Source organism: Phytoactinopolyspora limicola (genome assembly GCF_011320225.1).
GTDB classification, from domain to species: Bacteria; Actinomycetota; Actinomycetes; order Jiangellales; family Jiangellaceae; genus Phytoactinopolyspora; species Phytoactinopolyspora limicola.
On record NZ_JAAOEN010000004.1, the window covers coordinates 177,224 to 190,821 of the forward strand.

Consider the following 13,598-nt stretch of genomic DNA (forward strand, 5'->3'; position numbering starts at 1 on the left):
CCCCGCTGCGTTGTCAGGCCGGACAACTGGAAAGCGAGGGCGGGCGTCCGGGTAGCGTTGGGATCAGCCTTTGAACAGGCCGCGCAGCCAGTGCAGGCGCTCCCGGATCTGGAACGTCTGCCCACCCTCGTGCTCGTTGTACGGCCAGACCCGGATCTCCTTCGGACCCGCGTAGTGGTTGTACGAGCCGAACACGGTGGACGGTGGAGTCACCGCGTCCATCATGGCGACGCTGTACAGCGCCGGCGCGGTTCCGCGCACCGCGAAGTTCGTCCCGTCGACGTACGACAACGTGTGGAACACCTGTTCCTCATGGTCACGGTGGATCGACAGGTAGGTGGTGAGCTCGTTGTACGGGCCGCGGCTGGTGATCTCCGTGGCGCGCCGGAAGCCGGTCAGGAAGGGCACGTCGATGCTGGCGCCAGCCAGGCCGGGCACCAATCCGGCCACCGCTTGGGCGATCCCGCCGCCCTGGCTGCCGCCGTTGACCACGATGCGCTCGGCGTCCACCAGAGGATGCTGGGCGGCCGCCTCGAACGCGCGCACCCCGTCGGTGTACACCCGCCGGTAGTAGTAGTCGTCCGGGTCGAGGATGCCGCGGGTCATGAAGCCGGGGGTCTGCGGGTTCGCGCCACCCACCGGGTCGGGGGTGTCGCCTGGTGTACCGGCCGATCCTTGCCCGCGGGTGTCCATGACGAAGCTGGCGTACCCGGCGGCCGGCAAGGTCAGCCAATCATGTGGCAGGCCACGGCCACCGCCGTACCCGATGTACGTGACCACCGTCGGCAGCGGCTCGGTGGCCCCCGCGGGGACGATGAACCACCCCGCCACCGGTTGCCCGCCCCATCCGGCGAACCGGACGTCGAACACGTCGACCAACGCCAGGGCGGCGTCGTAAGGGGTGAACTGGGCATCGAGTGGGAACTCACGGGCCTCGGCCAGCGTGCGTGTCCAGAAGGCGTCGAAGTCCGACGGCTCGACACGTTCGGGGCGGTACTCACGCAACTCGGACAGCGGCTTGTCGAACAACGGCACGGCGGTTCCTCCTGGACGGGTCTACGACGTCGCAGAGTTCTGGTAGATGCGATGGCAGCCTAGGTCATGAGTTTCGCGGCACTGCCGCCTACCCCCGCCGTTTTCCGCCAGTTCCCACCGAATCCCGCCACGTCGCCGGCGGCTCACCTGCTCGTCGCTGTTCCTCACCGCCAGTCGGCCCGGCGCACCATGGCATAACGGAACGCGCCACGCAGGTGAAACTCCGACGTCCAGTAGCAGATCTCCCCGGTCCGGGTCACCCCCGTGACGTCGAGCGCGAGCACCGGCTCTCCGGCCGGCCGGCCGACGGCGGCGGCGTCGGCATCGTCCAACGCGTCGGCCCGCGGCCAGACGATCTCCCACTCCACCCGCTCGCCGGTGAGGGTGATGGCCAGCTCGACCATCGGCTCGGCTGGGTCGACCGCGGCCGGGTCGACCGCGGCCGGGTCGACCGCGGCCGCGTCGACCTTGGCCGCGTCGACCTTGGCGGTGTCCACTCTCCGGGATACGGGGACCGAGTCGCGGGCGAGCAGGACCGGCATCCCGTCGGCCGACCACATCTTGGTCACCCGCAGCACGGGTGTTCCCGGCGCGATCTGGTACTCCTGGGCTTCGTCCAGTGTGATGGGCGCGATCTCGGTGGCGAGGACGTCGACCGAGGGGGTGCGGCCCATCGCGGCGATCAGGTCGGCTTTGTCGATCCGGCGGTCGAAACGGGCCGGGATGTCGAGCAGGGAGGTGTTGACGGCGGTGTCGGCGCCTTTACGACGGTGAATGTAGCCCCGCTCTTCCAGCCGGATCAGCGCTTCACGCACGGCTGGGCGGCTGCTCGAGAGAGTGGCCGCGAGAGCCGGCTCACTCGGCATGGTTCCGCCTTGGCGGGCGGCCTCACCCCAGATGTCGCGCAACTGCTCCTCGAGCCACGACGACCGCAGACTCCCCGGCACCGGCTGCTCCGCCACAACACCATCCCCTTCCCGCGGTCGGGGCCGACGATACCCCTCGATCGAACCGCTTGCTGCGGACACCTGCCCGCCCACTCGGCTGTCTCACCGGTGGATTCGCGAATGACCTTCGGACTCCGCGACGACCCTGCCGTCCCGGATCACCCACCGGGGTCGGGTGTGTTCCCGCAGGACGTCGACGAGGCGCTCGCTGTGATGGATACATAGGTTGGCCGCGTTGCCTTCGGCTATGGCGTGACCGCGCAGGCCGAGCACGGCGGCTGCCCGGCCGGTGATGAGGTCGAGGAGGCGTAGCTGATCATCCCCGGAGAGGAACTGGAGGATGTGGGCGGCCAGGAAGGCCACCTCCAGCATGTTGTGGCGGCCGAACGGGTAGTACGCGTCCTCGATGTCGTCCTGCCCCAACGCCACCGGCAGGTCGTCGTCGAGGAACTGACGCACGGGCAGGTGCAACGGTCCGGTGTGCGGGTCGGAGACGAACGCCAGCCGTGCGGTCCGCGCCAGTTCGACCAGCCGGATCACCGACGGCATCGGATACCCGCCGATCGCGCGGGCGTGGCAGGCGACCCCCCGGCCCTGCAAGCTGTGCCGGATCATCGCCTCGGCGAGCATCTCGGTGGTGCGCAGCGATGGATCGCCGGCATCGTCGACCAGCATGGCCACCCTGGTGCCGGCGGTTTGGGCCAGCGCGCAGGCCCATTCAACATGGGCCCGGGCGTCGGTGTTGGTGCTTTCGATCCACGGGATACCTCCGACGACGTCGGCGCCGAGCCGCATGGCCTGTTCGCACAGCTCGGCCGCGCCTGGGTCACGCAGCACACCATCCTGCGGGAAGGCGACCACCTGCACGTCGACGAGCCCGCGGTACTCCTCCCGGACGGCGAGGACCGATTCCATCCCTTCCAGGCCGGCGGTGGTGTCGACGTCGACGAAGGCCTGCACGTGAAGCACACCGTTGAACACCGCCTCATCGAGCGCGCGCCGCACGTTGGGCATGATCCACCCGCGGTCATAGTGTTTCTTCACCGCCGACGCGTCTTCGACGATCGACCGCATCGCCGCCCCCATGGTGCCCGCGGTGTAGGCGTGGAGTGCGCCGTCGCCGGCCAGGGGCAGGGTGTACACCTTGTCGAGGTGCATATGACCGTTGACGAACGACTCCGTCACCAGCCGGCCACCGGCGTCGATACGCGTGGTGGTCGTGGCGTCGAGGCCGGTGGTGGCGCCAGCGGATACGTCGGCGACGACCCGGTAGCGGCCGTGTGCGATGCCGATCGAGACCACCCGGCCGTCGGCAAGCCGGGCATTGTCGATGATCAGGGTGGATGCGTCGTCGCTGGCTGAGCGCCCCGAGACGTCCTCAGCGCGATTGCCAGTGGAGCCCATGGTCGAGCCTCCCGCTCATCTGGTCAGGACTGAGCTAAACATGTCAGACATATTCACTCGCACTTGTCTTACATGTGTCAACCGCAGAAACTCCTCAACTCCCCACTCGCCGGCCATGGCTTGCGGACCGGCGATGATGAAAGACTCGGGAACGGTTCATCTCGACAACCTGACATATTGACGCCCTGACGAAAGGTGTGGCCCGATGCACGACGACCGCACGCTGATCGAAGACCGGCTGGATCGTGTCCTGCGGGAGCGAATCCGCCCGGCCGTCTATCCGGAGACCCGTCAGCTCACGGTCGCGGCCTGGCATGCCCCCGGCGAGCCAGTCCCACCAGCTACCGGTCTCACCTCCGACTACACCCCCGCGGCCGTCGGCGACCGCTGGGGACCGCCGTGGGGCACCACCTGGTTCCGGCTGTCCGGCACCATTCCCCCCGAGTGGGCGGGGCGTACGGTCGAGGCCGTCGTCGACATCGGCTTCACCGGCCCCGGCCCCGGCTTCACCGCCGAAGGACTGGTCTATCTGCCCGACGGGAGCGCGGTGAAGGGCCTGCACCCGCGCAGCCGCTGGGTCCGGATCGGAGAGCCCGCCGCCGGCGGCGAAGACGTCCTTTTCTACGTCGAGGCGGCCGCCAACCCGGTCATCCACGGACCTGTCACCTTGCTCGGCGACAAAAGCACCGCCGGCGACGAACCGATCTACCGGCTCGTCCAAGCCGACCTGGCCATCTTCGACCAGACGGTGTGGGAACTCGTCCAAGATCTCGACGTGCTCGGCCAGCTGATGCACGAACTACCGGTCGACCAGCAACGACGCTGGGAGATCCTACGCTCCATCGGCCGTGCCCTGGACGCCCTCGACCTACACGACGTCAACGGCACGGCAGCCGCGGCCCGGCAGCACCTCGCGCCAGCGCTGGCTACCCCGGCCCACGCCTCGGCCCACCAGGTCAGCGCCGTCGGCCACGCCCACATCGACTCCGCCTGGCTCTGGCCACTACGGGAGACCGTGCGCAAAGTGGCCCGCACCGCGTCCAACACCGTCGCACTCATGGACGAACATCCCGAGTTCGTGTTCGCCATGTCGCAGGCGCAGCAGCTGGCCTGGATCAAGGAGCACCGGCCGGAGGTGTACGAGCAGGTCACGAAGAAGGTCGCCGAGGGCCGATTCATCCCCGTGGGCGGCATGTGGGTGGAGGCCGACACCAACATGCCCGGTGGTGAGGCGATGGCCCGGCAGTTCGTGCACGGCAAGCGATTCTTCGCCGAAGAATTCGGCATCGAAACCGAGGAGGTGTGGCTGCCGGACTCCTTCGGTTACTCCGCTGCCCTCCCCCAGCTGGTCAAACTCTCCGGGTCGCGGTGGTTCCTCACCCAGAAGATCTGCTGGTCGACCACCAACACCTTCCCGCACCACTCCTTCCGGTGGGAGGGTATCGACGGCACCCGGGTGTTCACCCATTTCCCGCCCGTCGACACCTACAACAGCGAGTTCACCGGCAAGGAGATGGCACACCTCGTACGCAACTTCCGCGAGAAGGGCAACACCCGCCATTCACTCGTGCCGTTCGGGCACGGCGACGGCGGCGGGGGCGCCACCCGCGAGATGCTCGCCCGGGCCGCCCGGCTGCACGATCTCGACGGTGCGCCGCAGGTGACCATCGAGCCGCCGGCGGCGTTCTTCGCCAAAGCCGAGGCGGATTATCCCGACGCACCCGTCTGGGTGGGTGAGCTGTACCTGGAGTACCACCGCGGCACCTACACGTCGCAGGCGAAGACGAAGCAGGGCAACCGGCGCAGTGAACACCTGCTGCGCGAGGCCGAGTTGTGGGCCGCCACCGCGGCCGTGCGCACCGGGTTCACCTACCCGTACGAGCAGCTGGACCGGCTGTGGAAGGTAGTGCTGCTGCATCAGTTCCACGACATCCTGCCCGGTTCGTCCATCGCCTGGGTGCACCGGCAGGCCGCCGAAACCTATGCGGCCGTCGCTGGTGAGCTCAACCAGATCATCGACGATGCCCAGTCCGCGCTGGCCGGCGACGGCGACCGGACTGTGACGTTCAACGCCGCACCCCACCCGCGCCATGGCGTCGCCGCTGGTGGCGCGCGCCTCATCCCCGCCTCCGACGACGCTCCGGCCACGGTGAGCGAGCAGGACGGCGGTTATGTTCTCGACAACGGTCTACTGCGCGTCGTCATCGATCCGAATGGCCTGGTGACGTCCGTCGTCGAGCACACAATCGGCCGGGAGGCGATCGCGCCCGGACAACCGGCCAACCTGCTGCAACTACACCCCGACCTCCCCATCCAATACGACGCCTGGGACATCGAGGAGTACTACCGCAACAGCGTCACCAACCTCGACGACGCCGACGTCGTCGAGGTGGAACGCGACACGCCGTCGGAGGCGACAGTTCGGGTCGAACGCAGTCCCGATGCCTCGAAGACCCGGGTGATCCAGACCGTCACGCTGCGCGCCGGCAGCCGGGTCGTCGAGTTCGAGACCGCCGTCGACTGGCACGAGTCGGAAACACTGCTCAAAGCGGCGTTCCCGCTCGACCTGCGGGCCGAGGCGTCGTCGTCGGAAACCCAATTCGGCCACGTCAAGCGGGCTACACACACCAACACGTCGTGGGAGGCGGCCAAGTTCGAGATCTGCGCCCATCGCTTCCTCCACGTGGCCGAACCAGGCTGGGGTGCGGCGCTAGTCAACAACTCCACCTACGGCCACGACGTCACCCGCGACGTACGCGACGACGGCGGCACCACCACGACGGTGCGGCTGTCGTTGCTGCGCGCCCCCCGGTTCCCCGACCCGGAGACCGACCAGGGGCGGCATTCGTTCCGGTACGCGCTCGTGCCCGGTGCGGAGATCGGCGACGCCGTCCGCGAGGGCTACCGGATCAACCTGCCCGAGCGGGCGATCACCGGAGGCCACGACGTCGAGCCACTGGTGACGGTGGACAACGACGCCGTCGTGGTCGAAGCGGTGAAACTCGCCGACGACGGCACCGGCGACGTGGTGGTGCGCCTGTACGAGTCCAGAGGCGGGCGGGCAACAGCCGTCCTCACCGCCGGTTTCCCGCTGGCCTCGGCGGTCACCACCGATCTGCTAGAGCGCCCGGACGACGACGGCGCCCTGGCGGTCGACGACGATGCCGTCACCCTGCGGATGCGCCCATTCCAGATCGTCACCCTCCGCCTCACCCGACGCTAGCCACGACCGCTTCCCCACTTCGCTACCGCCAGATGGCCGTCAGAGCGATTTTCAGCCCCTAACGCCATCTGGCGGTAGCGAAGTGGGCCACCGGCGCACCGTTCCTGCGATGATGTCCGATGTGGCCAAGAAGAAACAGGCAGGCAAAGGCACACCCGCGACGGTCATGCTGGAACGCGCGGGTGTGCCGTTCACCCTGCACCCCTACGATCACCACCCCGACGCCGAGTCCTACGGTCTAGAGGCGGCGGCCGCCCTCGGTGTACCGGCCGAACAGGTTTTCAAGACGCTGCTGGCCGACGTCGACGCCGGGCGCCTCGTCGTCGGCATCGTCCCCGTCACTGGCTCACTCGACCTCAAGGCGCTGGCCAGCGCCGTCGGCGGCAAGCGCGCAGTCATGGCCGACGTCGCCGCCGCCGAACGGAGCACCGGATACGTCGCCGGCGGCATCAGCCCGCTCGGGCAGCGCAAGCTGCTGCCCACCGTCATCGACCAGAGCGCTACCACCCATGCCACCATCTACGTCTCCGCTGGGCGCCGGGGCCTGGACATCGAGATCTCACCTAAACACCTCGTTGAACTCACGGCAGCATCGACCGCTCCGATCGCTCGACCATGACCTCAACGCCTCCGATCTGGGGAGCCGCTCGGGGCCGCGGCGTCAACCAAGGTGTCTGAGGAAGAACCGCAACGCGCTGTCCAGCTCGAACGCCGGGATCTCCGCGTGCCTGCCGGGGTTGGCGTGCAGCGTCTTCTCGGTTGATGCCAAGGCGTCGAACAGCGCCAGACTCTGCGCCCGAGGCGCCCGCTCGTCGTCCCACTGCACCAGAAACTCCACCGGGACGGTGATCCTTGCGGCCGCCTCGGCTGATGCCAGCGCGCCGCCCAAGCCGACGACCGCCGCGCGGACCCGTGGTTCGGCAGCGATAAACGGAATGCCGAGTCCGCACCCCAACGACACTCCCCAATAACCAACCGGGCCGGCGCCGACGTGCTCAAGTTCTTGGACCGAATCCAGGACAGCCCGCCACTCCGGGACGGTTTGGCGTGCCACCAGCGCCTGGAAACCAGCGATCAGGGGAGCCAACTCCGCTCCGGCAGCCACCCGAGCCTGGTTCTCGCTCGCGATCCGGTCGTACTCCTCATCCTTCGGCCGATCGCCGTGGCCGGGCACGTCTACCGCCGCCACCGCGAAATCACCTTCGGCCACGAAGCGGCGCGCCCGGGCCACGACGCCGGGCCTCCTGCGGGCACTCCCTAGGCCATCCGAAGGAGGGAGTCCCGACCTGTCACATCGTTGATCGGACTCACCTCCTCGATTCACCACAACGTGCAGCGGAGCCGAAGTTATCACGATCTACGGGGCGACGTGCGGCCCGAGGCGCAGCCCACACCTCCACCACAGCGTGGGGCTTGTGGGAAAATGTCCGTTGCGGCCCCACCGGACCTGGTTGCTGGATCAGCGTTGATCCCACGGGCAAACGCCACGAGAGATCAAGGATCACTACATGACCGACCGGGCGACCGGGACACTGGAGCGACCTCATGCCCGTCCCGCATCACCCCCGACCGCCCGGCAACGGGTCACCAGCCTGGTCGAGTCCAGCACATTTCAGCGATTCATCATCACGCTCATCGTCATCAACGCCGGCCTCCTCGGACTGGAGACCTACGACGAGGTGACGGCCCGCTGGGGTGGTGTCCTCACCCCGCTCAACAGGGGCATCCTGGCGGTGTTCGTGGTGGAGGTGGCGCTGCGCATCTACGCCCACCGAGGTGCGTTCTTCCGATCCGGATGGGGCCTGTTCGACCTCTTCGTCGTCGTCATCGCCATGATCCCCGCCTCGGGTGACGCCGCCGTACTCCGTGTGCTGCGGGTCCTGCGGGTGCTGCGGCTGCTGTCGACGGTTCGGTCGATGCGCCGAGTGATTGGTGCCTTGGTGACCGCCATCCCGGGCATCGCCTCGATTGGTGCGCTGCTGGTGATCCTCTACTACGTGGGCATCGTCATGGCGACCAACCTGTTCAGTTCCATCTCCCCCGAACACTTCGGCTCACTCGGCCAGACGGCCACCTCGATGTTCCGGATCATGACCGGCGACGGCGGCCTCGGCGACATCGTCGAACCCATTGGCCGCCAGCAGCCCGCCGCCTGGCTGTTCTTCCTCGGGTTCGTGGTGATCACGACGTTCGTCGTACTGAATCTGTTCATCGCGGTCACCGTCGAGGCTCTCGACCGGCAGAAAGAGAAAGAGCGGGACGACGATCCTGGCCCGGCCAATGAGCCCACCCCGGCTGACGGCCTCGGCACCACCAACGGTGCTCCCCCGAGCAACAACAACACCGCCGGACGCGACGACGAACTCCTCGAGGCGATCACCGCCCTGCGGCAGCAGGTCGCGTCGTTGGAACGCCGGCTCGGCGACCTCCCCCACCACCGCGGTGATCGTTAGCAGATTTCTGCTGTGAAACCACGACGAGTATCCGTTGACGATCACCTGAGCACGACAGGAATCCGCTGACGATCACCGGGGGTGGTGGGGGCGGCGGCCGTTCCACACCCACGGGCTCCGGTCGTCTCTCAACAACGAGATGATGGTCACCACCACAACCGCAACAATCGGCCACGCGAACAGCGCCGCCGGCGCCTCCAACTCCATCGGCAGCTCAACCCTGGTGCCGGGCTCCTCGTCGCCCATCGACGGACCTAGAACGATGCCCACCCCCAAAGCCAGCAAAGATCCCCCCAAACCGGCCATCGCAAGAGCCAACAAGGTGGTGACCGGACGCCGCCGGTGCCGCATACCGAACACCACTCCCAGCACCACCCCGATCGCGGCACCGAGCAGGGTGAACACGGCGACCTGATCGAACATCTGACGGGCTTCGGCGAGGGTCCCCGCCACGCCGTTCTCGGCGACCTCACCGGTGATGTCCGGACTCAACACCCACCAGGCGGCGCCGAACAGCAACCCGATCACCATCGACACCACAGCGATCTCGGTACCGACCCGAGCCGGGGTAGGCCCACGGCCGCGGCCACCCGCACGGCCACGGGACCGGCCCGGCGCACGTTCGGCGCTCGGCGCGATCCACGGATCAGTGCTCATACCGCACCGACATCAGGGAGAGGCGACCACACACCCGCCCATTTCATCAGACGAGGCATGCCGGGCCGAGCAGCGCCTTCAGATCTCCCATCAACGCCGGCGACGGCGACACGCGCAACGTGTCGGACAGGCGCATGACCGTCACCCGCTCCGAGCCCGTCAGCTTCAGGTGAACCTCGGTGGCCCCCGGGTGAGTGGCCAGCACGTCCTTCAACCGCTCGACCACCGGCGGGGTGCATTTGGCCAGCGGCATCGTCACCGTCAACGGACCGGTGGGTGCCTGCGAGATATCGGGCATACTCAGCTCGCTGGCGATGAACTGTGGAGCCTCATCCCGCCGATCGAGTTTCCCCTTCACCGTGACGATCTCGTCCTCGATCAGCTGCATCGCGTGCAACTGGTACGTCGCCGGGAAGAACAGGCACTCGATAGCACCTTCCAAATCTTCCACCGTCGCGATCGCCCAGGTATCGCCCCGCTTGGTGACCTTACGCTGAACACTCGTGATCAACCCGCCGATGGTGAGCGTTGTGCCGCTGGGGACCTCCGCCTCATCGCTCAACGCGGAGATCGGACGATCCACCGCCGACGCGAGCACGTGCTCCAACCCGAGTAGTGGGTGGTCGGAGACATACAGGCCGAGCATCTCCCGCTCGAAGCCGAGTTTGACCTTCTTGTCCCACTCGGACAGCTCCGGGACGGTGACCTCGAGCCCGGAACTCTCTTCCCCGGCCCCACCAAACAGGTCGAACTGCCCGATGGCCTCGTTACGTTTGAGGGTGATGACGGCGTCGACGGTCTCGTCGACGACGGCCACCAGCGCACGTCGGGCATAACCCATGGAGTCGAACGCCCCGGCCTTGGCCAACGACTCCACCACCCGCTTGTTACACACCGGCACGGGGACCTTGTTCATGAAGTCGGGGAAGCTCTCGTACCGGCCCTCGCTCTTACGTGCGGCAACGACGCCGTCGACAACGTTGGTACCCACGTTGCGGATGGCCGCGAGCCCGAACCGGACATCGGTGCCGACCGGGGTGAAGTCTCCCTCGGACTCGTTCACGTCCGGAGGTAGCACCTTGATCCCCATCCGCCGGCATTGCCCCAGATACAGCGCCGTCTTGTCTTTGTCGCCCCGAACCGAGGTCAGCACGGCGGCCATGTACTCGGCTGGATAGTTCGCTTTGAGGAAAGCCGTCCAATAGGAGACGACCCCATAGGCCGCCGCATGCGACTTGTTGAACGCATAGTCGGCGAACGGCACCAGAGTGTCCCACAACGTCTTGATGGCCGCGTCGGAGAAACCGTTGGCCCGCATCCCCTCCGAGAACCCGACGAACTCCGCATCGAGCACCTCGCGCTTCTTCTTGCCCATAGCGCGCCGGAGCAGATCCGCTTTGCCGAGCGTGTACCCAGCTAGCTGCTGAGCGATCGCCATGACCTGCTCCTGATAAACGAGCAGACCGTACGTCTCGCCGAGCAACTTATCGAGTGCGTCGCCGAGTTCGGGATGGATATGGGTGATCGGCTGTTTGCCGGTCTTGCGCAACGCGTAGTTGATGTGGGTGTTGGTGCCCATCGGGCCCGGGCGGTAGAGCGCACCCAGCGCGATGATGTCCTCGAACGAGTCCGGCTGCATCAACCGGCACAACTGCTGGTAGCCCGTACCGTCGAACTGGAAGACACCCAGCGTGTCGCCACGCCCGAGTAGCTCATACGTGGCCGGATCGTCTAGCGGCAAGGTATCGAGGTCGACGGGTTCCTTGCCGTTGCGAACGATGTTCTTCAACGCGTCGTCGAGGATCGTCAGGTTGCGCAGGCCCAGGAAGTCCATCTTGACCAGGCCGAGCGTCTCGCAGGTCGGGTAGTCGAACTGCGTGATGATGGCGCCGTCCTGCTCCCGCTTCATGATCGGGATGGTGTCCAGCAGCGGCTCGGAGGACATGATCACGCCAGCGGCGTGCACACCCCACTGACGCTTCAGGTTCTCCAGACCCATCGCGGTGTCGACGACCTTACGGGCGTCGGCATCCGACTCGTAGAGCTGCCGGAACTCTCCCGCCTCGGAGTAGCGTTTGTGCTGCTGGTCGAAGATGCCGGTGAGCGGGATGTCCTTGCCCATGACCGACGGCGGCATGGCTTTGGTGAGCCGCTCCCCCATGGCGAACGGGAAACCCAGCACCCGAGAGGCGTCCTTCAACGCCTGCTTGGCCTTGATAGTGCCGTAAGTGACGATCTGCGCCACGTGGTCACTGCCGTACTTGTCAGTGACGTACCGGATCACCTCACCGCGGCCACGCTCGTCGAAGTCGACGTCGAAGTCCGGCATCGAGGCTCGTTCAGGGTTGAGGAACCGCTCGAAGATCAGGCCGTGCTTCAGCGGATCCAGATCGGTGATACCCATGGCATATGCCGTCATCGATCCGGCACCCGAACCACGGCCTGGGCCCACCCGCACGCCGTTGTTCTTCGACCAGTTGATGAAGTCGGCGACGATCAGGTAATACCCGGCGTACCCCTTGCCGGTGACCACCTCGGTCTCGTACTCCGCCTGCTTGCGAACCTCGTCCGGGATACCGTCGGGGTATCGCCTCCGCAGACCCCGCTCGACCTCTTTGACGAACCAGGATGTCTCGTCTTCGCCGTCGGGCACCGGGAAGTGCGGCATATACCGGCCGGCTTCTTCGATGAACTTCACCTCACACCGCTCGGCTACGAGCAGGGTGTTGTCACAGGCCTCCGGCAGCTCGGACCACAGGGTCCGCATCTCCGCGGCGGACTTCAGGTAGAAATCTTCCGCATCGAATTTGAACCGCTTCGGATCGGCCAGGGTAGAGCCCGACTGCACACACAGCAGGACCTCGTGCGCCTTGTGGTCTTCCTTGTGGGTGTAATGGAGATCGTTGGTAGCCAGCAGCGGCAGGCTGAGGTCTTTGGCCAGCCGCAGCAGGTCTTCCCGAACCCGGGTTTCGATAGACAGACCGTGGTCCATCAATTCGACGAAGAAGTTGTCCGCACCGAAGATGTCGCGGAACTCCGCGGCGGAGGCTACGGCCTCCTCATACTTACCCAGGCGCAGCAGCGTCTGGACTTCACCACTGGGACAGCCGGTGGTAGCGATCAAGCCCCCGGCGTATGTCTGCAGGATCTCTCGGTCCATCCGGGGTTTGAAGTAGAACCCCTCGATCGAGGCCAGCGACGACAACCGGAACAGGTTGTGCATCCCTGCGGTGTTCTCGGCCAGCAATGTCATGTGGGTATAGGCGCCGCTGCCGGAGACATCGTCCCGGCCCCCGTCACCCCACCGGACCCGGGTCTTGTCGAACCGGCTCGTCTTCGGCGTCAGATAGGCCTCGGTGCCGATGATGGGTTTGATCCCGTGCGCATTGGCCTTGTTGTAGAACTCGTAGGCGCCGAAGACGTTGCCATGGTCGGTGGTGGCGATAGCCGGCATACCTTGTTGGGCCGCCGCAGCGAACAGGTCGTCCAATCGGGCGGCGCCATCGAGCATCGAGTACTCGGTGTGCACGTGCAGGTGGACGAAGTTCCCGGACCCAGCGCTCGACACGACTAAACCAGACCTCCTAGAGCAGCCACGCGGGCAGAATCCAACGTCTTCCGTCGAGCCGCGCGACCCCCGCCCCAGGCGACAGCTCAACCGAAGCACCCACTCTAGGCGCCCTCCCCGACAACGTTGCGGCGCCACCCCGAGCCGCTCGCCCACTCTTGCTCGCTGTCCGGCCTGACAACTACCTGACCTGCCACAACACCGCCAACCGCCCTGACACGTCAACACCTATGGTCACCGCCGGCCGACCTGTCAGGACACGTAGCCGCGTTGGCCCTGGCCGCAGACTTGTCCGGCCTGACAACCGGCAA

Annotated in this window: 9 protein-coding genes; 3 read left to right on the plus strand and 6 right to left on the minus strand. The window is 66.6% G+C overall.

Features of this window, described 5'->3' with window-relative positions:
• Positions 1–63: 63 nt before the first annotated feature.
• The 3 genes from G8760_RS12420 to G8760_RS12430 all read right to left on the minus strand — a co-directional run bounded on the left by G8760_RS12420 (position 64) and on the right by G8760_RS12430 (position 3,386).
• A complete protein-coding gene (locus tag G8760_RS12420; protein ID WP_166351431.1) occupies positions 64–1,035 on the minus strand; it encodes an acetylxylan esterase in 972 nt (323 codons plus the stop codon).
• A 164-nt stretch (positions 1,036–1,199) separates the two neighbouring features.
• Positions 1,200–1,997, minus strand: a complete 798-nt coding sequence (locus tag G8760_RS12425) for a GntR family transcriptional regulator (protein WP_166351433.1) — start codon at positions 1,995–1,997, stop codon at positions 1,200–1,202.
• 87 nt (positions 1,998–2,084) lie between these two features.
• Positions 2,085–3,386, minus strand: a complete 1,302-nt coding sequence (locus tag G8760_RS12430) for an amidohydrolase family protein (RefSeq protein ID WP_166351435.1) — start codon at positions 3,384–3,386, stop codon at positions 2,085–2,087.
• Between the two features lie 205 nt (positions 3,387–3,591).
• On the opposite strand from G8760_RS12430, the gene G8760_RS12435 reads away from it, so the two are divergent.
• Positions 3,592–6,609, plus strand: coding sequence for an alpha-mannosidase (locus G8760_RS12435; RefSeq protein ID WP_166351437.1), 3,018 nt, complete (start codon positions 3,592–3,594; stop codon positions 6,607–6,609).
• A 112-nt stretch (positions 6,610–6,721) separates the two neighbouring features.
• On the plus strand, positions 6,722–7,228 hold the full coding sequence (gene ybaK, locus G8760_RS12440) for a Cys-tRNA(Pro) deacylase (RefSeq protein ID WP_166352047.1): 507 nt from the start codon (positions 6,722–6,724) through the stop codon (positions 7,226–7,228).
• A 42-nt stretch (positions 7,229–7,270) separates the two neighbouring features.
• Here the strand turns inward: ybaK and G8760_RS12445 are convergent, their stop codons facing one another.
• On the minus strand, positions 7,271–7,840 hold the full coding sequence (locus tag G8760_RS12445; RefSeq protein ID WP_166351440.1) for a dienelactone hydrolase family protein: 570 nt from the start codon (positions 7,838–7,840) through the stop codon (positions 7,271–7,273).
• 277 nt (positions 7,841–8,117) lie between these two features.
• Between G8760_RS12445 and G8760_RS12450 the strand changes: the two genes are divergently transcribed.
• A complete protein-coding gene (locus tag G8760_RS12450; RefSeq protein WP_166351442.1) occupies positions 8,118–9,062 on the plus strand; it encodes an ion transporter in 945 nt (314 codons plus the stop codon).
• 72 nt (positions 9,063–9,134) lie between these two features.
• Here the strand turns inward: G8760_RS12450 and G8760_RS12455 are convergent, their stop codons facing one another.
• Both G8760_RS12455 and dnaE read right to left on the minus strand, forming a co-directional pair.
• A complete protein-coding gene (locus G8760_RS12455; RefSeq protein ID WP_166351444.1) occupies positions 9,135–9,719 on the minus strand; it encodes a hypothetical protein in 585 nt (194 codons plus the stop codon).
• Positions 9,720–9,765: 46 nt separating this feature from the next.
• On the minus strand, positions 9,766–13,230 hold the full coding sequence (gene dnaE, locus G8760_RS12460; protein WP_207782343.1) for a DNA polymerase III subunit alpha: 3,465 nt from the start codon (positions 13,228–13,230) through the stop codon (positions 9,766–9,768).
• Positions 13,231–13,598 lie beyond the last annotated feature (368 nt).